Source organism: Streptomyces sp. NPDC048192 (assembly GCF_043202415.1).
Classification (GTDB): Bacteria; Actinomycetota; Actinomycetes; order Streptomycetales; family Streptomycetaceae; genus Streptomyces.
Map to the genome: position 1 here is coordinate 1 of NZ_JBIDAL010000013.1, position 21,572 is coordinate 21,572.

General features: G+C 74.4%; 19 protein-coding genes and 1 riboswitch. Of the genes, 6 read left to right on the top strand and 13 right to left on the bottom strand.

Annotated features, from left to right (window positions below; genetic code table 11):
* Window positions 1–105 precede the first annotated feature (105 nt).
* The 4 genes from ACGFZN_RS26745 to ACGFZN_RS26760 all read left to right on the top strand — a co-directional run bounded on the left by ACGFZN_RS26745 (window position 106) and on the right by ACGFZN_RS26760 (window position 5,213).
* Window positions 106–528, top strand: a complete 423-nt coding sequence (locus ACGFZN_RS26745; RefSeq protein WP_393861032.1) for a DUF4186 domain-containing protein — start codon at window positions 106–108, stop codon at window positions 526–528.
* 265 nt (window positions 529–793) lie between these two features.
* Entirely contained in the window at window positions 794–3,016 is a 2,223-nt protein-coding gene (locus tag ACGFZN_RS26750) for an NADP-dependent isocitrate dehydrogenase (protein ID WP_393861033.1), read from the top strand.
* Window positions 3,017–3,137: 121 nt separating this feature from the next.
* Window positions 3,138–3,923, top strand: coding sequence for an N-formylglutamate amidohydrolase (locus tag ACGFZN_RS26755; RefSeq protein ID WP_393861034.1), 786 nt, complete (start codon window positions 3,138–3,140; stop codon window positions 3,921–3,923).
* 69 nt (window positions 3,924–3,992) lie between these two features.
* Window positions 3,993–5,213 carry a cytochrome P450 gene (locus ACGFZN_RS26760; RefSeq protein ID WP_393861035.1) on the top strand — a complete coding sequence of 407 codons (1,221 nt, stop codon included), beginning with the start codon at window positions 3,993–3,995 and terminating at the stop codon, window positions 5,211–5,213.
* Window positions 5,214–5,243: 30 nt separating this feature from the next.
* Here ACGFZN_RS26760 and ACGFZN_RS26765 read toward each other — a convergent pair whose 3' ends face one another.
* The 3 genes from ACGFZN_RS26765 to ACGFZN_RS26775 are packed head-to-tail and all read right to left on the bottom strand — an operon-like array spanning window position 5,244 to window position 7,779.
* Complete coding sequence (locus ACGFZN_RS26765) at window positions 5,244–5,723, bottom strand: hypothetical protein (protein WP_393861036.1); 480 nt, start codon at window positions 5,721–5,723, stop codon at window positions 5,244–5,246.
* On the bottom strand, window positions 5,720–6,295 hold the full coding sequence (locus ACGFZN_RS26770) for an RNA polymerase sigma factor (RefSeq protein ID WP_393861037.1): 576 nt from the start codon (window positions 6,293–6,295) through the stop codon (window positions 5,720–5,722). The genes ACGFZN_RS26765 and ACGFZN_RS26770 overlap by 4 nt, the downstream gene beginning before the upstream one ends.
* Before the next feature lie 59 nt (window positions 6,296–6,354).
* A complete protein-coding gene (locus tag ACGFZN_RS26775) occupies window positions 6,355–7,779 on the bottom strand; it encodes a S8/S53 family peptidase (protein WP_393861038.1) in 1,425 nt (474 codons plus the stop codon).
* A 76-nt stretch (window positions 7,780–7,855) separates the two neighbouring features.
* On the opposite strand from ACGFZN_RS26775, the gene ACGFZN_RS26780 reads away from it, so the two are divergent.
* Entirely contained in the window at window positions 7,856–10,468 is a 2,613-nt protein-coding gene (locus ACGFZN_RS26780) for a CHAT domain-containing protein (protein ID WP_393861039.1), read from the top strand.
* Between the two features lie 7 nt (window positions 10,469–10,475).
* Here ACGFZN_RS26780 and ACGFZN_RS26785 read toward each other — a convergent pair whose 3' ends face one another.
* From ACGFZN_RS26785 to ACGFZN_RS26830, 10 genes are all read right to left on the bottom strand, one after another.
* Window positions 10,476–12,209: a LuxR C-terminal-related transcriptional regulator gene (locus ACGFZN_RS26785; protein WP_393861040.1), complete on the bottom strand. Its 1,734-nt coding sequence runs from the start codon at window positions 12,207–12,209 to the stop codon at window positions 10,476–10,478.
* A 370-nt stretch (window positions 12,210–12,579) separates the two neighbouring features.
* Window positions 12,580–13,962 (bottom strand): NtaA/DmoA family FMN-dependent monooxygenase, encoded by a 1,383-nt coding sequence (locus ACGFZN_RS26790; RefSeq protein ID WP_393861041.1) that lies wholly within the window; start codon window positions 13,960–13,962, stop codon window positions 12,580–12,582.
* Between the two features lie 23 nt (window positions 13,963–13,985).
* A complete protein-coding gene (locus ACGFZN_RS26795) occupies window positions 13,986–15,197 on the bottom strand; it encodes an LLM class flavin-dependent oxidoreductase (RefSeq protein ID WP_393861042.1) in 1,212 nt (403 codons plus the stop codon).
* Between the two features lie 118 nt (window positions 15,198–15,315).
* Window positions 15,316–15,435, bottom strand: coding sequence for a putative leader peptide (locus ACGFZN_RS26800; protein ID WP_393861043.1), 120 nt, complete (start codon window positions 15,433–15,435; stop codon window positions 15,316–15,318).
* Between the two features lie 118 nt (window positions 15,436–15,553).
* Window positions 15,554–16,579 (bottom strand): transporter substrate-binding domain-containing protein, encoded by a 1,026-nt coding sequence (locus ACGFZN_RS26805; RefSeq protein WP_393861044.1) that lies wholly within the window; start codon window positions 16,577–16,579, stop codon window positions 15,554–15,556.
* 83 nt (window positions 16,580–16,662) lie between these two features.
* Window positions 16,663–17,454 (bottom strand): amino acid ABC transporter ATP-binding protein, encoded by a 792-nt coding sequence (locus ACGFZN_RS26810; protein WP_393861045.1) that lies wholly within the window; start codon window positions 17,452–17,454, stop codon window positions 16,663–16,665.
* A complete protein-coding gene (locus ACGFZN_RS26815; RefSeq protein WP_393861046.1) occupies window positions 17,451–18,431 on the bottom strand; it encodes an amino acid ABC transporter permease in 981 nt (326 codons plus the stop codon). Before ACGFZN_RS26815 ends, ACGFZN_RS26810 begins: the two co-directional genes overlap by 4 nt.
* 194 nt (window positions 18,432–18,625) lie before the next feature.
* The gene (locus tag ACGFZN_RS26820) at window positions 18,626–18,775 is read right to left on the bottom strand and encodes a hypothetical protein (protein WP_393861047.1); all 150 of its coding nucleotides are present in this window, start codon (window positions 18,773–18,775) and stop codon (window positions 18,626–18,628) included.
* Window positions 18,776–18,809: 34 nt separating this feature from the next.
* Window positions 18,810–18,921, bottom strand: a riboswitch (SAM riboswitch).
* A gap of 78 nt (window positions 18,922–18,999) precedes the next feature.
* Window positions 19,000–19,887: a glutathione S-transferase C-terminal domain-containing protein gene (locus tag ACGFZN_RS26825; protein WP_393861048.1), complete on the bottom strand. Its 888-nt coding sequence runs from the start codon at window positions 19,885–19,887 to the stop codon at window positions 19,000–19,002.
* 135 nt (window positions 19,888–20,022) lie between these two features.
* Window positions 20,023–20,145: a putative leader peptide gene (locus tag ACGFZN_RS26830; RefSeq protein WP_393861049.1), complete on the bottom strand. Its 123-nt coding sequence runs from the start codon at window positions 20,143–20,145 to the stop codon at window positions 20,023–20,025.
* A gap of 165 nt (window positions 20,146–20,310) precedes the next feature.
* Between ACGFZN_RS26830 and ACGFZN_RS26835 the strand changes: the two genes are divergently transcribed.
* Window positions 20,311–21,471, top strand: a complete 1,161-nt coding sequence (locus ACGFZN_RS26835) for an NAD(P)/FAD-dependent oxidoreductase (RefSeq protein WP_393861050.1) — start codon at window positions 20,311–20,313, stop codon at window positions 21,469–21,471.
* The last annotated feature ends 101 nt before the right edge of the window (window positions 21,472–21,572 follow it).

Below are 21,572 nucleotides of genomic sequence, written 5' to 3' on the forward strand. Positions count from 1 at the left end.
TCGGAAAGAACGATCTCCACAGCAGCAGGACCTCGATGCGCCACGGAAAGAAGGTACCAACTAACCCTCGTGATTTCTGGCGCAGCACACTAGGCTCGGAGCGGTATGACCGATTCCACCGATCCCTCCCGCCTCGATTCCGCCGATCCCGCCCGGCTCGACCAGCGGCTCGACGCCCTCGCCCGGGAGCCGTTCCGGGCGGGGTTCCACCTGCGCGGCCGGGACCGGGCGACCGCCGAGCTGAAGGGCCCGGCGACGATCCGGTGGCACGCGTACGACCTGATCGCCCGGCGGCTGGCGCCGGCCGCGCCGTACAAGGACGGCAGGCAGACGCCGTACCGGGGGCATCCGGTCTTCGTCGCCCAGCACGCGACCGCCACCTGCTGCCGGGGCTGCCTGGAGCGCCGGCACGGAATCCCGCGGGGCCGGGAGCTGACCCGGGCCGAGCAGGTGTACGTGGTGGCCGTGATCTGCCGCTGGATCGAACGGGAGCTGACGGGCGGGGCCCGGGAGCGGTCCCCCTCGTGACGGCTGACCGCAGCGGCGCGGGGGCCGCCACGCCGAGGGGCGGCGCACGCACGCGGCAGGTGCCGTCGCCGGGCCCGAAGAGGCCGGGCGCCCGGTTCCGTGACGACCGCCCATGGCCGGCGGGTGATCGCTTGTCACCGCGTCCGCGGTGGCGCGCGGCCGGGGCGGCGCGGCGCGCTGTCCGGCCGGGACCCCGTTCGAGCCGGGCCCCGTCACGAGATATCTTGATGTCGAGCAATGTTGCAGACGTGGAGCGGAGCACCCGGTGACTGACTCGACCATCATCTACACCTACACAGACGAGGCCCCGGCCCTGGCGACGCATTCGTTCCTGCCGGTGATCCAGGCGTACGCCTCGCAGGCCGGTGTGCCCGTGGAGACGCGTGACATCTCGCTGGCCGGGCGCATCATCGCCGTCTTCCCCGAGTACCTGAACGAGGACCAGCGCATCCCGGACGCGCTGGGCGAGCTGGGCGAGCTGGCCAAGACGCCCGCGGCCAACATCATCAAGCTGCCGAACATCTCGGCGTCCATCCCGCAGCTGAAGGCCGCTATCGCCGAGCTGCAGGGCAAGGGCTACGCGCTGCCGGACTACCCGGACGACCCGAAGACCGACGAGGAGCGCGAGATCCGCGCGCGGTACGACAAGGTCAAGGGCTCCGCCGTCAACCCGGTCCTGCGCGAGGGCAACTCAGACCGCCGCGCCCCGGCCTCGGTGAAGAACTACGCCAAGACCCACCCGCACCGCATGGGCGCCTGGACCGCCGAGTCCAAGACCAGCGTGGCGACCATGGGCGTGGACGACTTCCGCTCCACGGAGAAGTCCGTGGTGATCTCCGAGCCCGGCACGCTGCGCATCGAGCTCAAGGGCGACGACGGCTCGACGACCGTGCTGCGCGAGTCCGTGCCCGTCCTCGAGGGCGAGGTCGTCGATGCCTCCGTGATGCGCGTCGCCGCGCTGCGCGAGTTCCTCACCGCGCAGGTCGCCCGCGCCAAGCAGGAGGACGTGCTGTTCTCCGTGCACCTGAAGGCCACGATGATGAAGGTCTCCGACCCGATCATCTTCGGTCACGTGGTGCGCGCCTTCTTCCCGAAGACGTTCGCGCAGTACGGCGAGACGTTCGCCGCCGCCGGTCTGACCCCGAACGACGGTCTGGGCGGCATCCTCAAGGGCATCGAGTCCCTGCCCGAGGGCGCCGAGATCAAGGCCTCCTTCGAGGCCGAGCTGGCCGAGGGCCCGGCCCTGGCGATGGTCGACTCCGACAAGGGCATCACCAACCTGCACGTGCCCTCCGACGTGATCGTGGACGCCTCGATGCCGGCCATGATCCGCACCTCCGGCCACATGTGGGGCCCGGACGGCCAGGAGCACGACACCCTCGCGGTGCTGCCGGACTCCTCCTACGCCGGCGTCTACCAGGCCGTGATCGAGGACTGCCGCGCCAACGGCGCCTACGACCCGTCCACCATGGGCTCGGTCCCGAACGTCGGCCTCATGGCGCAGAAGGCCGAGGAGTACGGCAGCCACGACAAGACCTTCGAGATCCCCACCACGGGCACGGTCCGCCTCGTCGACCAGGCCGGCAACGTCGTGATCGAGCAGGCCGTCTCGGCCGGCGACATCTTCCGCGCCTGCCAGACCAAGGACGCCCCGATCCGCGACTGGGTCAAGCTGGCCGTCACCCGTGCCCGCGCCACCGGCGACCCGGCCGTGTTCTGGCTGGACGAGAACCGCGCCCACGACGCGCAGCTCATCGCGAAGGTCAAGCAGTACCTGCCGGAGCACGACACCGAGGGCCTGGACATCCGGATCCTGCCCCCGGTGGAGGCCACCAAGCTGTCGGTGGAGCGCATCCGGCGCGGCGAGAACACCATCTCGGTGACCGGCAACGTGCTGCGCGACTACCTGACCGACCTGTTCCCCATCCTGGAGCTGGGCACCAGCGCCAAGATGCTGTCGGTCGTCCCGCTGATGGCAGGCGGCGGCCTGTTCGAGACGGGCGCCGGCGGCTCCGCGCCCAAGCACGTCCAGCAGCTGGTCAAGGAGAACTACCTGCGCTGGGACTCGCTCGGCGAGTTCTTCGCGCTCGTCCCGTCCTTCGAGCAGTACGCGGAGGCGACCGGCAACACCCGCGCCAAGGTCCTCGCCGACACCCTCGACCGCGCCACGGCGACCTTCCTCAACGAGGACAAGTCCCCGACCCGGCGCGTCGGCGGCATCGACAACCGCGGCAGCCACTTCTACCTGTCCCTGTACTGGGCGCAGGAGCTGGCCCGGCAGACCGACGACGCCGACCTGGCGAAGGCCTTCGCGCCGCTCGCCGAGACCCTCGCCGCGAACGAGCAGAAGATCGTGGACGAGCTGATCGCCGTCCAGGGCAAGCCGGCCGACATCGGCGGCTACTACCAGGTCGACCAGGCCAAGGCGGACGCGGTGATGCGCCCGTCGGCCACCTGGAACGAGGCCCTGGCGTCCCTGGGCCGGTGACCCCGGCGCGGGCGCGCACGGCGCCCGAGCCACCCGCGTGAGCGCACCTCCGCCCCGGCCGGCCACCCCGGCCGGGGCGGAGCCGTGTCCGTACCGCCCCGCCCCTCTCCCGGAGCCGCCCGTGTCCTCCTTCGCCCTGCTGCCCGGTGATCCCCGCTCGCCCGTGCTGCTGCACGTGCCGCACTCCGCGCGGACCGTCCCGGCGGACGTGCGGGCCGGGATCGTGCTGGACGACGCCGCGCTGGAGCGGGAGCTGGACCACATCACCGACGCGCACACCGCCGAACTCGCCGAGCGGGCCGCCGAACTCGCCGGGGTCAGGCCGTGGCGGTTCGTGAACCGGCTGTCCCGGCTCGTCGTGGATCCCGAGCGGTTCCCGGACGAGCGGGAGGAGATGGCGGCCGTCGGCATGGGCGCCGTGTACACGCGGACCACGCACCGGGGCGAGCTGCGGCCCGCGGACACCAACCCGGAGCCGCTGCTGGCGCGGTACTTCCGGCCGTACGCGCGCGCCATGGCCGAGGCGGTCGCCGGCCGGCTGGCCACGACCGGCCGGGCCGTGATCATCGACGTGCACTCCTATCCGACCGAGCCGCTGCCCTACGAACTGCACGGCGCCGGCCCGCGCCCGCCGGTGTGCCTGGGCACGGACGCCTTCCACACCCCGGCGTGGCTCGCCGAAGCGGCCCGCGCGGCGTTCGCGGACGCCGGGGGGACCGGCCTGGACAGCCCGTTCGCCGGGACGTACGTGCCGCTGGAGTTCTACGGCGCGGACGTCCGGGTCGCCGCCGTGATGGTGGAGATCAGGCGGGACACCTACATGCCCGAGCCGGGCGGGGCCGCGGGGCCCGGTCTCGACCGCCTGGCCGGCGCACTGGCCGCGCTGGTGGACGCGGCCCCCCGGTAGGCGCACCCGGCCCTCCCTCTGGCCTACGCCCGCAGGACAGCCGCGGGCGCCCGTACCAAGGTGGTGCGCATGACCGAGGAGATCACGCTCACCGGCCAGGCCCCGCCCGTACGGGACTGGCCCACCCCCGACCTGGACGGGACGGACTTCGACCCGGTGCTCGCCGGCCTGATGCGCGAGGGTCCGCTGACCCGGATCCGGCTGCCGTTCGGCGAGGGCTGGGCGTGGCTGGCGACCCGCTACGACGACGTGAAACGGATCACCAACGACCCGCGGTTCAGCCGCGCCGAGGTGACGCGGCGTCAGGTGACCCGCATGGCACCGAACTTCGCGCCCCGCCCCGGCTCGCTCGCCTGGGCCGACCAGCCCGACCACAACCGGCTGCGCAAGCCGGTCGCCGGCGCCTTCACTGTGAGCGCCATGAAACGGCTGCGGCCCCGCGCGCAGGAGATCCTGGACGAGCTGGTGGACGACGTCGTACGCGACGGGCCGCCGGCCGATCTGGTCGAGCGGGTGCTGGAGCCGTTCCCGCTCAGCGTCGTCAGCGAGGTCATGGGCGTGCCCGCCGCCGACCGGGCGCAGGTGCACGCCTGGACCCGGGAGATCATCTCCACCAACGGGGCGGAGGCGGCCGGCCGGGCCAAGGACGGCCTGTACGGGTGGATCAGGACGATCGTCCGGGCCCGTTCCGACGGCCGGGGCGACGACGTGTACACGATGCTCGGCGGGGCCGTGGCACGCGGCGAGATCAGCGAGGAGGAGGCCGTCGGGCTGGCCGGACCGCTGCAGATCGGCGGCGAGGCCGTCACGCACAACTGCGGGCAGATGCTGTACCTGCTGCTGACCCGGCCGGAGCTGATGGAGCGGATGCTGACGCATCCCGAGGCGCGCGGTGCCGTGCTCGACGAGCTGCTGCGGTGGATCCCGCACCGCAGCTCGGTCGGGCTCGCCCGGATCGCGCTGGAGGACGTGGAGATCGCCGGGCGGCGGATCGCGGCGGGCGAGCCGGTGTACGTCTCCTATCTCGCCGCCAACCGGGACCCGGCCGTCTTCCCCGACCCGGACCGCATCGACCCCGACCGCGACCCGAACCCGCACGTGGCCTTCGGCAACGGCCCGCACTTCTGCACCGGCACGCTGCTGGCCCGGCTGCAGACGGAGCTGCTGGTGGACACCCTGCTGGACCGGCTGCCCGGGCTGCGGCTCGCGGTGCCGGCCGAGGAGGTGCGCTGGCGGCACCGCACGATGATCCGCGGCCCGCAGACGCTGCCGGTGACCTGGGTCCGCTGACCGGGTCCGCGGGCGCTCAGACAGCCCGTCTCACGCCCGCAGCCACTCCGTGACGATCACCTCCGTGCCGGTCCGCAGCCTGAGGGCGAACGGGCCGGCCGGCGGGGTGTCGCTGGTGAAGCGGCCGAGGGTGTCGACCGGGACCGGACGGGCGGTCCGCGGGCCGCCGAGCACCTCGATCCGCGCGGACCCGGGCGGCAGCACCTGGCCGATCAGCCCGTCCTCGGTGACCTCGACGTCGACGGTGACCTCGCCCGCGCTGAACGTCAGCATCCGCGGCGCGTCCGTCACCCCCCTGACCGGCAGCGCGTCCACCAGCGAGTCGAAGGTCAGCTCGGCGATCCGCGCGTCCAGGTCGTGCAACGCATAAGCGTCGAGCGCCAGTTGGCGCAGCGCCTCCGGGACCGGGTCGAGGACCGCGGCCGCCTGGCGCAGCTCCCGCTCCAGCAGGGCGTCCGCCCGCTCGTCGTCCACCGGGTCCGCCTCCGGGAACCGTTCGTCCTCGTTCATGCCGCACCCCGTGCGTCCATCCGGTCCCGCAGCCGGCGCAGACAGCGCTGGCGCAGGGGGCCGATGCTGCCGACCGCGATGCCGAGCGCGGCCGAGATCTCCCCGTAGCTGGGCGGCGGGGAGGAGACGAGCACGCGCAGCAACTGCCGGCAGCGCTCCCCCAGTCCGTCCAGCTCCTGCCAGAGGCGGCGGACCCGCTCGGCCCGGTCCGCCTCGTCCTCCGACTCGATCAGCGTCTCCTCGGGGGTCCGGTCGTCGCTGGCCCGGTCCAGCACCCGCGGGTCGTCGGTCAGGGTCAGCCGGGTCAGGCTCTTGAGCACCTTCAGGCACTCGTGGCGGGCCGTACTGGCCAGCCAGGAACCGGCCTTGTCGGGTTCGCGGATGCGGCCCAGGTGCTGCGCGAAGCGGAACCACACGGTCTGGTAGACCTCGTGCCCGTCGGCCTCGGAGAGCCGGTGCGCGCGCACCACCGACCACACCAGCGGACTCATCCCTTCCACCAGCGCCTTCCAGGCCGCGGCGTCCCCGTCGACGGCGGACCGGACGAGCGCGCCGACCTCTGTTCGGTCCACGGCTCCACCCCTCGTGTACGGCTCGTCATGGTACGCCGTGGGGTGGAGGGTTCCCGCCCTCACGCGGGCACGGCCGGGGCCACGATCGGGACCGGGCGCCAGGTGGGCGGCCGGAGCGCCGGGACGCGCGCCCCGCGCACCTCGGCGGTGCCGGTGCCCTCCGCGAGCAGCCGGGTGAGCGCCGTGCGCGGATCGCGCTCCGCGTGCGCCGTCATCCGGGCGGCGACGAGGCCGGCGGCGACCGGCGTGGCGAAGGAGGTCCCGCTCCACTGGGCGAGGCCGTCGAACATCACCTGGTCCGGCTTGGCGCCGGTGCTCTCCCGGCCCTCGCTCAGCACGCCGGTGTGGCGCGGGAACCGGCAGGTGCAGGCGTAGTCGTAGCCGAACCGGCAGGCGTCGTAGGTGGAGTGCTGGTAGACGTACGGCACCGGTGTGCCGAAGCCGGTGAGGGCGCTGGTGAGGCGCTCGCCGGGGGCGAAGACCCGCACCCAGGGCCCGTGGTTGCTGAAGCAGGCCTCGCCGTCGCCGTCCGCGCGCAGCGCGCCGACCGACAGCACGCTGTCGCCGTACTCGGGCAGGGCGGCGTAGGCGGCGGGCCAGAACGGCGTGTCGCCGGCGTTGTTGCCGGCCGCGGCCACCAGCAGGGTGCGCTGCTCGCGCAGTTCGCCCATGAACGCCTCCAGGCCGATCAGGCCGTCGCCGCCCTCGGTGGTGGTGCCCGCGGAGAGGCTGATGATGTCGGGCCAGCCGCCCTGGTCGACCGCTTCGAAGAGCCGGGCGCCGAACTCGGACTCCAGGACGGCCCCGGCGTCGTTCAGGGTGCCGCGCACGGTGATCGCGGTGCCCGGCGCGACGGCCGCGAGGATCCCCGCGATGAACGTGCCGTGGCCGGCGTACGGACGCAGCACCCCGTCCGCGTCGGTCTCGGCCGCCTCGGGGTCGCCCGTGGTGCGGGCGAGCAGCGGGTAGGAGGCGTGGTCGTGGACCAGTCCGGTGTCGATCACGAGGACGCGGGCGGCGCCGTCCGCGTCGGCACCGCCCTCCGCGGGGGCCGGGTTGGCCGGCTGGGTGCGGGCGACCGGCACCGGCTCGTCGCCGGGGCAGGCGTTGACGGCGATGTGCACCACGTGGTTGCGGCTCACCAGCCGGCGGCCCCGGCGGTCCTCGGCCTCGCGCAGGGCGCGCAGCGCGTGCGGCACGGCGTCGTCGCCGGCGGCCGGGTCGCCGACGCGGATGCGGGTGACGCCGGTGCGGCCGGGCCGCGGGCCGTCGCGCCGGACGTGGTCCGCGTCCAGCCCGTCGGTCGCGGTGAAGTGGGCGCGCACGGTGTCCTCGACGACGCGGGCCTCCTCGCCGTCCCGGGCCAGGACGACCCCCTTCTCGTACAGGAAGTGGGCGTCCTCGTCCGGGCCCATGGCCAGGGAGACGTCCGGCATCGAGCGCTGGATGTGCTGAAACTGCTCGTGGAACCGCTGTGGTGCCATGACCTGTCCTCCCCCTGACGACGGCGTTCGACAGTGAGAGCCGGGGGGCCGCCGTCTGATACAGGTGGCCACTACGATGCGACACGTGACGGCGGCAAGCGACTCGGTCCTCGAACTTCTGCCCCTGGTGTTCGCCGACCCGGGCGCGGCCCGGTCCCGCGCGGAGCAGGTGCTGCGGGCCGCCCCGCCGCCGCTGCACGCCAGCGTCGCCCACCAGGTCCTCGGCATCTGGCAGCGGGACTTCGGCGACCTGCGGATCGCGCTGCGGCATCTGCGGCGGGCCCGGGACCTGGCCGCACGCGCCGACTCCGCCGACCGCGAGGCCGATGTGCTCGCCACGCTCGGGGTCGCACTGGTGCACGCGGGGCGCACACGGCAGGGGCTCGCCTCCTTCGAGCGCGGGGTGGCGCGGGGCAGCGGGCACACCCGCGCCCGGGTGCTGTTCCGGCGGGCGTACGTCTGGTGGGTGCTGGGCCGTCACCGCGAGGCGCTGGAGGACGTGCGCCGGACGCTGCCCGTGCTGCGGCAGGCCGGCGACGACATCTGGACCGCGCGGGCGCTGACGCTGCGGGCCACCGTCCATCTCGCGCTCGGCGCGGTGGACCGGGCGGTCGCCGACTTCACGGCGGCGGAACGGCTCTGGGACACCACCGGCCAGGAGCACGACAAGGCCGACGCGGTGGAGAGCCGCGGGCTCGCCGCGTTCCGCTCCGGTGACATCCCGGCGGCGCTGCGGCTGCTGGACGAGGCCGAGGAGCGGTACGCCAAACTCGGCACCCCCACCTACATGCTGTCGCTGCGCCGCTGCGAGGTGCTGATGGCGGCCGGGCTCGCCCCGGAGGCGCTGGCCGAGGCTGACGCCACGATCGCGCTGCTGGACGGGATCGGCGGCCAGTCCACCCGGAAGGCCGAACTGCTGCTGGCCGCCGCGCGGGCCGCCCGCTCGGCCCGGGACCCGGACACCGCGGCGGCCCGCGCCGCCGTCGCCGTACGGCTGTTCGCGGCGCAGCGTCGGCCGTGGTGGGAGACCCATGCCCGGCTGGTGCTGCTCGAGGCGCGGGCGGCGGCGGGGCGCCGCTCGGGCCGGCTGGTCGCGGACGCGGCGGCGGTCGCGGAGAAGCTGGCCTCGTTCGGCTCGCCGGCCGCACCGGAGGCGTCGCTGCTCGCGGGTCGGATCGCGCTCGCGCTGGGCCGGCCGGCCGACGCCGAACGGCATCTGGCGGTCGCCGCGCGCAGCCGGTACGGCGGGCCCCCGCCGTATCGGGTGACGGGCTGGGCGGCACAGGCCCTCAGGGCGCGCGCGGCCGGGTCCCGGCGGGGCGTGCTGGAGGCGTGCCGGCGCGGTCTGGACGTGCTGGACGACCACCGCACGACGCTCGGCGCCTCGGAGCTGCGGGCGCACGCCACCGCGCAGGGCGCCGAACTGGCCGCGCTCGCCCAGGAGGTGAGCCTCGCCCACGGCTCACCGCGGCGGCTGCTGCAGTGGAGCGAGCGGTGGCGGGCGACCGTGCTGTCCGCGCCGCCCACCCGGCCGCCCGCCGACCCGGAGCTGCTCAGTGTGCTGACCGCCTACCGGGAGATCGCCGCCCGGGCCGAGGAGGCCCGGATGGAGGGCCGTCCGGTGCCGGCGCTGGAACGCGAACAGCGGCGCCTGGAGCGGGAGATCCGCTCCCGCATCCACCGCATGCGCGGCTCCGCCCCGCACGCGGGCGACGGCTTCGAGGTGGCCCGGCTGCTGGACCGGCTCGGCGAGGCGCGGCTGGTGGAACTCGCCGTGGTCGACGGGCGGGTGCACGTCCTGCTGTGCGGGCAGGGCCGGGTCCGGCGGTTCACCGGCGGTCCGCTCGCCGGGGCGGTCGCCGAGGCCGAGTACGTTCAGGCCGGGCTGCGGCGCCTGGCGCACCCCGGCGCCGAGGCCCGGCTGCCGCTGGTGGAGGCCGCCGGGCTGCGGCTGCAGGAGCTGCTGCTGGGCGAGGCGGCGGACCATCTGGGCCCGGGGCCCCTGGTGATCGTGCCGCCGGGGGCGCTGCACCGGGTGCCGTGGGCGCTGCTGCCCGCGCTGCGGGACCGGGTGCTCACCGTCTCCCCGTCGGCGGGCAGCTGGCTGCGGGCCCGCGAGACCGAGCCGCCGCCGGGCGGCCGGCAGGTGCTGGTGCGCGGACCGGGGCTGGCGACCGGCGGCGCCGAGGTGCCGGAACTGGCCGGCCGGTACGGCGCCGCGACGGTCCTGGAGGGGGACGACGCCCAGGTCCCGCGCGTCCTGGAGCACCTCGACGGTGCGGCGCTCGCCCATCTGGCGGCGCACGGCACGTTCCGCGCCGACAGCCCGCTGTTCTCCGCCCTGCGCATGGCCGACGGCCCGCTGATCGTGCACGATTTCGAGCGGCTCGCCCGCAGCCCGTACCGGATCATCCTCTCCAGCTGCGACACCGCCCGCCTCGCCTCCGTAGGCGCCGACGAACTCCTCGGCCTGGTCACCGCGTTGCTGCCGCTGGGCACGGCCGGGGTGGTGGCGAGCAGCGCGCCGGTCAACGACGCGGCGGTGGTGCCGCTGATGCTCGCCCTCCACAAGGGCCTGGACGCGGGCCTGTCGCTGGCGGAGGCGCTCCGGGACGCCCGCACCGCGCTGCCCGGCGACTCGGTCCACCAGGCGACGGGCTGGGCGTTCGCGGCGTTCGGGGCGGCCTGAGGCCGGGTCACGCCGACGCGCGCTCCGGGGAGTCCACCAGCCAGGGCAGGGCGCCGCGGTCACCGGTCCCGAGACGGCTGTAGGCGCTGTACAGATGGTTGCCCACCGTCCGCACGGACAGCGTCAGCCGCTCGGCGATCTCCCGGTTGCTCAGCCCGGACGCCGCCAGCGCCACGATCTGCCGCTGCCGGGCCGTGAGTTCGCCGAGGACGAGTCCCGCCAACGCCGGTGTGCGGGCGCCCTGGCAGCGCCGCGCGAGCGCGACCGCCCGGGTGCGGGAGACCCGCGCGGCCCGCGGATCCCGGTGCGCCCGCACGGCCTGCGCCCGCGCCTCGGCCGCGAACAGCAGGAACCCGCGCTCCTCCAGCTCCTCGGCGACCCGGTCCAGACCGGCTCCGTCTCCCCGCGCCAGGGCCTCCGCGTGCCGCGCGAACACGCTGCCCGCCGGCAGCCGCCCGAGCACCCGCTCGGGCGCGCCGAGGCGTACGGCGTCGTACCGGCCGAACGCGTCGTCACCGCTGCCGTCCCCCACCTCGCCCTGCGCCAGGCGGAGTTCCGCGAGGCAGGCCGCGTGCCCCGGTGCTTGCCTCAGCCCTTCCCGGGCCCACGCCGCGGCGTCCCGCAGCTCGCCGCGCAGCCGCGCGAAGCGGGCGCGGACGGCGGCGTACCCGGCCGGCAGGTAAGCGCCCTCCGCGACCAGCCACTCCCCCACCGGTGCCGGGGCCGGGCGGACGTCGAGCTGCTCCATGCACCGCAGGAGCAGCCTGCGTTCGGCCTCCAGGGCCGGGCCGTACGGCACCGGCGCGCCGGACAGCCGCCGGGCGCGCAGCCTGCCGGTCGTGGCGCGCAGGGCCGGCCCGTGCAGGGGGTGGGCGAGGGCGACGTCGCCGGTGTCGTCGTCGACGTGGACCAGTCCGTCCGCCTCGAGAGTCTCCAGGGCGTCCAGGGCCGCCGGTTCGAGGTCGTCCAGCGGCAACGGCAGCGGCTCGGCGAACGCGAGGCGCTCGAGAACGTCCCGTTCCCCGGGGTGGGAGCGGTCCAGCACCGGCGCGAGCCGCTCCCGCACCGCCGCGGTGACGGGCAGCGCGCCGCGCCAGGCCCGCTCCTCGGTGCCGGCCACGGGATGCAGCCGCCCGGCCGGGCCGAGCGCGGCGACCAGGTCGCGCAGCAGCCGCAGATCGCCCCGGCACATCCGGTGCAGCCGGCGCACGGTGAGCGGTTCGAGACCGGCCGCGCCGAGCAGCCGGGCGACGTCCTCGCAGGGCAGCGGCCCGAGGGCCAGCCGGGGCAGCAGCTCGCCGGTCCACAGCCGGGACACCGCGGCGGGCGCGGGCACGCCGTCCACCGCGGCCACGACGAGCCGGGTCCGGCCGTGCACGGCGAGCTGGTGCACGAGGGCGGCGGAGGCCTCGTCCAGCAGATGGGCGTCGTCCACGACGAGGAGCCGTACGCCGGACAGCGTCCGTACCGCGTGGTGCAGGGACACGGTGTCGGGCAGCAGGTGGGCGAAGGCCGCGAAGGGCAGGCCCTGGGCCTCGGGGGTGCCGGTGACGAGGGCGTGCTCGGTGCCCCGGACCGCCTCGGTGATCAGCCGGGTCTTGCCGTGGCCGGCCGGTCCGGTGACCACGATGCCGGGCCGGCCGGCGGCCGACGATCCGCGGACCAGTTCCAGTTCCTCCTCCCGGCCGGTGAACGGCCAGGGCGGCTGAAGCGTCTCGGCGTCCTGCTCGTAAGTCCTCACATCATGCAGAGCGCGCGTACTCAGGTTTGATACAGGGCGACTTGAGTAGCCCCCGACTCAGGCGCCCGGCCCCGGCGGACGGGCAGGCTGGGCGCACGACCCGACGCCTCTGCCCGCTCGCGCGGCGGACGGCGGCGGCGCGCCGGACGACGGCGCCGCCCGGGTCCGGCCCGTCAGGGCCGCCGTCGCGCCGTCCGCGTCCGTTCGCGCTCCGGGTGGGGGCCCGGGAGCGACGGCGGTCGTGTGCCGGTCACGGCACAGGGACGGCTGCGGCCACGGTCCGGCGCCGGGGGGAGCGGGGAAGCGGCCGCGGTCGTCACCTACGGGGGAGGTGACGACCGCGGCCGCACGGGGGTGCGCGGCCGCCCGTTCAGGACGCGGCCCGCTCGGCCGGGGCGTGCGCGGCGGCGTCGGGGTGGGCGAGGCCGAGGTGGTCGCGCAGGGTCGTACCCGTGTAGTCGGCGCGGAACACGCCCCGCTCCTGGAGCAGCGGGACGACCTTGTCGGCGAAGGGGTCGAGGCCGCCGGGCGTGATGTGCGGGACCAGGATGAAGCCGTCGGCGGCGTCGGCCTGCACGAAGTCGTCGATGCTCTGCGCGACGGTGGCCGGGGAGCCGACGAAGGTCTGCCGGTTGCCGGTGTTGATGACCAGGTCGCGGATGGACCACTTGTTGGCCTCGGCGAGCTGCCGCCACTCGCGGGCGACGGCGACCGGGTCCCGGTACATCCGCACCTGGGCGCGGCCCCGGGATATGTGCTCCTCGCTCACCAGGGGGTCGACGTCGGGCAGCGGGCCCTCCGGGTCGTACGCCGACAGGTCGCGGTTCCACACGAATTCCAGGTGCTTGATGGCGGTGGCCCCGCTGACCTGCTGCCGGCGCACCTCGCGGGCGAGTTCGGCGGCCTCCTGGTCGGTGTCGCCGAGGACGAAGGTCGCGGCGGGCAGGATGAGCAGCTGGTCGGGGCGGCGGCCGTACGCGGCGAGCCGGGACTTGACGTCCCGGTAGAAGGCCTGGCCCTCCTTCAGGGTCGCGTGCCGGCTGAAGATGGCGTCGGCGCCGGCCGCGGCGAACTCGCGGCCCTCGTCGGAGTCGCCGGCCTGGAAGATCACCGGGCGGCCCTGCGGGGAGCGCGGGACGTTGAACCGTCCGTGGATGTCGAAGTGCTCTCCCCGGTGGACGAAGGCGCCGGCCTTGGCGTCCCGCAGGAAGGCGCCGGTGGCCCGGTCGGCGAGGATCTCGTCGCCGCGCCATGAGTCGAAGAGCTCGTTCGCCGTGGCGAGGAACTCCTTGGCGCGGGAGTAGCGCTCCTCCTGCGGCAGGAAGCCGCCGCGGCGGAAGTTCTCGCCGGTGAAGGCGTCCCAGGAGGTGACGACGTTCCAGGCGGAGCGGCCGCCGGAGAGGTGGTCGAGGCTCGCGAACTGGCGGGCGACCTCGTAGGGCTCGTTGAAGGTGGAGTTGATGGTGCCGGTCAGGCCGAGCCGTTCGGTGACGGCGGCGAGCGCGGCCAGCACGGTGAAGGTGTCCGGGCGGCCGACGACGTCCAGGTCGTAGATCTGTCCGCCCTGCTCGCGCAGCCTGAGTCCCTCGGCGAGGAACAGGAAGTCGAACTTGGCGCGTTCGGCGGTCTGCGCGAAGTGGACGAAGGAGCTGAACTCGATGTGGCTGCCGGCGGCCGGGTCGCTCCACACGGTGGTGTTGTTGACGCCGGGGAAGTGGGCGGCCAGGTGGATCTGCTTCAGCGGCTTGCTCATGGGGTGCGGTCGTCCTCTCCGGCTCAGGCTGCTGCGTAGCGGTTGGCGGGGCGGGCGAGGCCGAGCAGGCCGCGCAGGGTGTCCGCCTCGTAGGCGTGCCGGAAGCGGCCCCGGCGCTGGAGTTCGGGCACGAGGTCCCGGCTGACGCGGGGCAGGTCGTGCCCGGCGACGGCGGGCCGCAGCCGGAACCCGGTGAGCCCTTGAGCGGCCAGCTCCTCCAGTTCGTCGGCGAGCTGGGCCGCCGTACCGGTGAAGACGCGGGCGTCGCTGGTGTACGGCTCTCCCGCGAGCGCGTCCAGCCGCTCCCGCCGGGCCTCGGCCTCGGCCCGGCTGCCGTCGAGGAAGACGGCGAGGTCGCCGAAGATGTGCAGCGGCTCGCCGGCCCGCCCGGCGGCCTGCTGCTCCGCGCGGATCTCGGCGACGATCGCGCGGGCGTGTTCCGCGTCGTGCGGGGTGACGTAACCGATGTCGGCCTGGCGGGCGACGAGCCGGTACGGCACCGTCTGGTGGGCGAGGGCGGTCACCGGGGGCTGGCCCTGGGGCGGGCGGGGCGTGATCGAGGGGCCCTTGACGCTGAAGTGCCGGCCCTCGAAGTCGATGTAGTGCAGCTTGTCCCGGTCGATGAAGCGGCCCGTCGCCGTGTCCCGGATCTCCGCGTCGTCCTCCCAGCTGTCCCACAGCCGGCGCACCGCTTCCACGTAGCCGGCGGCCTCGTCGAACAGTTCGGTGAGCAGGTCCTGCGCGGCCGGGCTGTCGTAGGCGTCGATCCGGCGGACGGTACGGCGGCCGAAGTGGGCGGCCTCGTGCGGCCGGGCGGAGATCTGCACCCGCACACCGGCGCGGCCGGTGCTGACGTAGTCGAGGGTGGCGATGGCCTTGGAGATGTGGAACGGCTCGGTGTGCGTGACCACCACGGTCGGGACCAGGCCTATGTGCCGGGTGAGCGGGGCGACGCGGGAGGCGACGAGCACCGCGTCGAGCCGGCCGCGCACCTGGTCGGTGCGCTCGTCGGGGTCGAACGGGTGCGAGGACTGCGGGCCGAGGCCGTCCTCGAGGGTGACGAAGTCGATCAGACCGCGCTCGGCCTCGGCGACCAGGCCGGCCCAGTACCCGGCGGTGAACAGCTCATGGGGGCGGGCGACCGGCTCCCGCCAGGACGCGGGGTGCCAGCCGGTGCCGTCCAGGGCGACGGCGAGGTGCAGCGGGGAGGGTGTTGACGAGGAGGTAGAGGACACGTCGGTGCCTTCCTTGACGTCCGGAGGAGAACACCGGCTCGCGGGGCAGGCGTCGGCACGGGCGAGCGCGGCAGAGGGAAACCCGGGTCGTGCGGGCTGGGCGGGCCGGGGGAAGGGGTCAGCGGCGACAGAGCGCGGCGGACACGCGCTGGAGGTCTATGTGCGGCCGGGTTGTCAGGCGGACGGTGCGGTACGGGCGCGGGGCGCGCTGCGGGAGTGCGCGGGGCACGGCCGTCACCTCCGTCCGTCCGACCGGGCGGGCCGGGTGGGCGGCCGCCTCGCGGTTCTCGTCATGACGTACAACGCGCGGCCGCCCCCGGTTGTTCCCGCACCACGGTCCCGTGGTGCGGCCGGCCTCAGGAGTTGTCCAGCGGCAGTCCGGGCGGGTTGACCTCGGACTTGGCGACGGCCTCGTTGGAGAGGTCGTACGCCTTGAGCCACTTGGCGTACTGGCCGTGCTCGATCAGGTAGTTGACGGCGTCGGCGAGCGGCTTGGCGAGGCCGCTGTCCTTCTTCGCCGTCGCCGCGATCAGGCCCTGCAGCCGCGCGCCCGCGCCGGAGTAGGTGCCGGCGGTGCGGGTGGCGTTGGGCGTGCCGGCCACCTGGCGGTTGTGGTAGGCGAAGCCGGGGTTGGGACCGAAGGAGGCGTCGATCTTGCCGCTGTTCAGGGCCAGATAGGTGCTGGGGCTGTCCTGGAAGTACTTGATGTCGAGCTTCTTGCCCTCCTTGGCCAGCTTCTCCTTCCACTCCAGGAGGATCTTCTCCTGGTTGGTGCCGGAGGCGACGGCGACCGTCTTGCCGGCGAGGCTCTCGTAGCTGCCGTCGAAGTTCCAGGTGCTCTTCTTCGGCACGAGGAAGGCGAGGTTGTCCTGCCGGTAGGAGGCGAACTCGTACTTCTTCTTGCGTTCCTCGGTGTCGGTGACGTTGGAGAAGGCCACGTCGACCTTGCCGCTGTCGATGCCGACGAAGAGGTTCTCCCAGGTGGAGTTCCTGACCTCGGCCCTGAGTCCGAACACCGCGGCGACCAGGCGGCCGAGGTCGGGCTCGGAGCCGGTGAGGGTCTTCTGGTCGTCGCCGACGTACGCCAGCGGCGGGAACCCGGCGGGCAGCGCGCCGATGCCGATCACCAGCTTGCCGCTCTTCCTGACGGCGGCGGGCAGTTCGGCGCTGATGGATGTGACCTCGGAGACCTTGATGGCGGTCTGGGTGGCGGCGCCGTTGGAGACGCGGCCGATGACGACCTCGCCGGATGCGCCGGTGCCGGTGGTGGTGGCCGCGTCGCTGTCGCCACCGCAGGCGGCGAGCCCGGTGGCCAGGGAGGCGACGGCGGTCGCCGCGGTGATGCCGCGTATCAGGCTGCGTCGGGTGAAGTGGGTGCGCATGGCCGTTCCTTGTCGCTGAAGGGTGCAGAAGGTGGCGTGGGGGGAGGTCGTGGGGATATGGCGGGTCACGGGAATGCGGCGGGTCACAGGACCTTGCTGAGGAAGTCCCTGGTCCGATCGTGCCGCGGTGCGTCGAGGACCACGGAGGGCGGGCCCTGTTCGACGATCCGGCCGCCGTCGAGGAACACGATCCGGTCGGCGACCTCGCGCGCGAAGCCGATCTCGTGGGTGACGATGAGCAGGGTGGTGCCGCTGGTGGCGAGGTCCTTGATGACGGAGAGCACCTCGCCGACCAGTTCGGGGTCGAGCGCGGAGGTGGGCTCGTCGAACAGGATGATGCCGGGGCGCAGGGCGAGCGCCCGGGCGATGGCGACGCGTTGCTGCTGTCCGCCGGAGAGCCGGCGCGGGTAGGCGTCGCCGCGGTCGCCGAGGCCGACCCGGGTGAGCAGTTCGCGGGCCCGTTCCCGGGCCTGGGCACCGGTGAGCCGGCCGGTGGCGACGGGCGCGGCGGCCACGTTGTCGAGGACGGTCAGATGCGGGAAGAGGTTGAAGTTCTGGAAGACGAAGCCGATCCGGCTGCGCTGAGCCAGGATGGCGCGCTCGCTCAGCTCCTTCAGCCGCCCGCCGCCCGCCCGCTTGACGCCGATCAGCTCGCCGCCGACGCTGACATGGCCGATCTCGGGCTTCTCCAGGTGGTTGACGACCCTCAGCAGCGTGGACTTGCCGGAGCCGGAGGGCCCGATGACGGCCACCACCTCGCCGGGGCGGACGGTCAGATCGATGCCGTCCAGTACGCGGTGGGTGCCGTACCACTTGTGGACGTTGCGGACCTCCAGCGCGGCCGGGGTCGTCTCCAGGGTGTCGGCGGTGGTCATACGGCGGCCTCCCTGCGCAGCCGGGCCCGGAACTCGGTAAGGCCCGCGCGCGCCTTCTGCAGCGGGGTCGGTGGCAGGCCGCGGGTGGCGCCCCGCGCGAAGTACCGCTCGACGTAGAACTGGACGACGGACACGGCGCTGGTCAGGATCAGGTACCAGACGGTGGCGACCAGCAGCAGCGGCACGATGTCGCCGGGGTAGGTGCTGCCCATGGTCTGCACGGAGCCGAAGAGGTCGAGCAGCGAGACGTAGAACACCAGTGAGGTGCTCTTGATCAGGCCGATGAGCTGGTTGACGTAGTTCGGTGTGATGGACCTCAGGGCCTGCGGGAAGACGATCCTGCGGAACTGGTAGCCCTTCGGCAGGCCGAGCGCGGCCGCCGCCTCGTGCTGGCCCTGGTCGACGGAGAGCAGGCCGCCGCGGACGACCTCGGCCGCGTACGCCGCCTCGTTGAGGCTGAGCCCGACCACGGCGACCGTCAGGTCGGTGGCGAGCCTGGACTCGTCGAAGGTGACGAAGGCGGGGCCGAAGGGGATGCCGAGGCTCAGGGTCTTGTACAGGGCGGAGAAGTTGTAGAGGAAGATCAGGACGACGATGAGCGGCACCGAGCGGAAGAGCCAGGTGTAGGTCCAGCTCACGGCGCGCAGCACGGGGCTGCCGGACTGCCGGCCGAGGGCCAGCAGGATGCCGCCGAGGAGGCCGAACACGGCGCTCAGCGCGGCGGCTTCGAGGGTGACCAGCAGGCCGTCGAGGACGGTGGGGCGCAGGAACCAGTAGCGGAAGCGGTCCCACTGGTAGAACGGGTTGGTGGCCAGCCCGTGCAGGATCTGGGCGACGAGCACGAGCGCGACGGTGGTGGCGATCCACCGGCCCGGACGCCGCAACGGCTGAACGCGCTGCGCTGTCAGCGGTTTTGACGAGGTGTCTGGGGACGGCGCCTCGGCGAGGGAGACGACGGCGCCTGGGGGTTCGCTCATGGCGGGCTCCGGCTTGAGTCGGCGGGAGTCGGGCGCCCGGATCGCGGCGCGCCGACACGGGCCGCCGCCGCACTACGGCAGGGGGCGGCGCACGGCGGCGCGGGGGAACCGGGGGCCCGCGGACGGCGGCACACCGCACAGGCGGCGGTGTGCGTCAGGAACGCGAGGAGGGCGGGCGGGGCTGGAAGAAGGCGTCAGCCCCGGCAGCGGGCACGGCCCGGCGCGGTACACAGTGCGCTGTTGACGCGGAGCAGGTCGACGGCGCGGTCGGCGACGAGGAGCCCGGCGTACGGCCGCACGCGGCCCTGGGAGCGGCTCGCGGCCGTCCTGGGAGCTGCGTCCATGGCGTCACCTGTCACTGTTCCGGGCCCCGCAGGGCCCTCGCGCTTACCGAGAACGTCGTTCCGGTCCGGTCGTCACCTGGGGCACCCCACCGCGATGCGAGGGTTGCCGGTCAGCGAGCCAGGGCTTGACGCTGACGCTCATGACCGTTCTGAGCCGTAAGTAACGCAGCCGGCCGTTCGATTGTCAACGGCCGTCCGCTGTGTGGACTTCGAAGGTTCCACCCTCACCTGCGGAAAGCGTCCTCGGCGTCGGCGGCGTGGGCCGCCCAGTCCAGGATCTGGACGGCGGCGCCGGCGGCCTCCAGCCCCTGGCAACGGCCGTGGTGACGGCGGGAGATGCCGTCGAGGTCGAGGTGCCGGCCGAACGCCGGGTGGGCGGCCAGGCGGCGCGCGTAGGCCCACAGGGCGCGGTGTCCGGCGATGCGGTGCACGGCGGAGGCGTCGAGGTGGCAGCGGTGGACGGTGTCCAACTGCACCAGCGCCGCCCACAGTTCGACGTCGGCGGCGGTGAGCCGGCCGTCGACCAGGTACTCCTCTCCGGCCAGCCGCCTGTCCAGCCGGCCCAGGGTGTCGAGGAGCACGCCGAGGGCGGCCTCCCGTTCGGCCGGGCCGGCGCCGGCCCGGCCGGCTCGCTGCGCGGCCCCTTCGATGCCGTCGGCGCACATCCGCTCGACGGCCTCGATCACGGATTCCTGGCCGCACGGGTGCAGGGCGGCCGTGGCCTCGCGCGGGAAGCGGTCGAGGTCGCGCAGGATGTCACCGGCGTGGGTGCTGACGATCCGCCCGGACCAGTCGTCGCTGAGCACGGGCGCGAGCGCGGGGCCGGTGTAGTGGTGGGCGCTCGCCTCGTACAGCGGGCGCAGCGCCGCGTGGCCGCCGCCGGGACAGTCGGGCACGGCGGGCAGCAACTCCACCGGACAACTGCCGTCCAGGCCGAGGAGGCTGTGCGCGACGGCCAGGCGCAGCCCGTCGGGACAGGCGGTGGACAGATGGAGCCGGTAGCGGTGCGGCACGGCGTAGTGGCCACTGCGCGGGTCCTGGCCGAGGCGGCCCCGGAAGACGGGTGCGGCGCGGTGGACGGACGGGACGGCGGCGAGCGGAGCGATGGACATGCGTCTCCCCGGGTGATGGGCGTACGGGCGTGCGCGTCGAGGGCCGGCTCCGGCCGTTGGGCGCGGGGACCGGCGCAGGCCGGCCGGCGGGCGCGGGGACCGGCGCAGGCCGGTCGTCGGGCACGAGGGGCCGGCTCAGCGGCAGCGGCTGATGGCGCTGCAGACGCGCAGCAGGTCGATGTGCCGGCGGGAGGTGAGCAGGGGTGCGCACAGCGGCGTACGGCCCGTGCGGCCGGTGCCGGGGTCGAGGCGCGTCATCATTCCCTACCCGTTCACTAGGGTTCCCGTATCCGGAGTGTCGATCCGGCGTCCGGCGCCGTCAAGGGGGCGTCCACGCCTGGGACGCCCGGCCGGGGCGATGCGCCACCCTCCGCGCCCGCCGAAGGCCTCCTCAAGCCAGGAACCATGTGACATAGTACTGGCGTGGCGAAGCGACTGACCTGCGATGTCGTGGTGGTCGGCGCCGGCATGGTCGGCGCGGCCTGCGCCCTGTACGCCGCGCGGGCCGGCCTCGACGTGCGGGTGGTGGACCGGGGCCCGGTGGCCGGCGGCACCACCGGCGCGGGCGAGGGGAATCTGCTCGTCTCCGACAAGGAACCGGGCCCGGAACTCGATCTCGCCCTGCTGTCGGCCCGGTTGTGGGCGGCACTGGGCGACGGGCTGGGCACGGCGGTCGAGTACGAGCCCAAGGGCGGCCTGGTGGTCGCCTCCACCCCCGAGGCGCTCGCCGAGCTGCACGCGTTCGCCGACGGCCAGCGAGCGGCCGGGGTCGCGGCCGAGCCGGTCGCCGCGGACCAACTCACCGAGCTGGAGCCGCACATGGCCCCGGACCTGGCCGGAGGGGTGCACTATCCGCAGGACGCCCAGGTCATGCCCGCCCTCGCCGCCGCCCACCTGCTGCGCGCCTCCGGCGCCCGCCTGCACACGGGGTGGACCGTGACCGGGATGCTGCGCACGGCCGGCGGCGCGGTGAGCGGCGTCCGCACCGACCGCGGCGACCTGCACGCACCGGCGGTGGTGAACGCGGCCGGCACCTGGGGCGGCGACCTCGCGGCACTCGCGGGCGTCCGGCTGCCGGTGCTGCCGCGGCGCGGCTTCGTCCTGGTCACCGAGCCGCTGCCACGGATGGTCCGGCACAAGGTGTACGCCGCGGACTACGTCGCGGACGTCGCCAGCGACGCCGCGGACCTGCGCACCTCGCCGGTCGTGGAGGGCACGGCCGCCGGCCCGGTGCTGATCGGTGCGAGCCGGGAGCGGGTCGGCTTCGACCGCTCGCTGTCGCTGCCGGCGGTGCGGGCGCTCGCGGCCGGGGCGATCGAGCTGTTCCCGTTCCTGCAACGGGTGCGCGCGCTGCGGGCGTACGCGGGATTCCGGCCGTATCTGCCGGACCACCTCCCGGCGATCGGCCCCGACCAGCGCGCGCCGGGCCTGTTCCACGCGTGCGGGCACGAGGGCGCCGGCATCGGACTGGCCGCCGGCACCGGGCAGTTGATCGCGCAGGCCCTCACCGGGAGGTCACCGGAGCTGGACCTCACACCGTTCCGGCCGGAGCGGTTCGACACCGACGGAGGAGACACGCCGTGAACCCGGAGAACCCGGACCGTTCCCGTCCCCCGCACCGTCCTGCCGACTCCCCAGAGCCGGACCGATCCCGTCGGCCGCACCGGCCGGCCGACTCCCCCGAG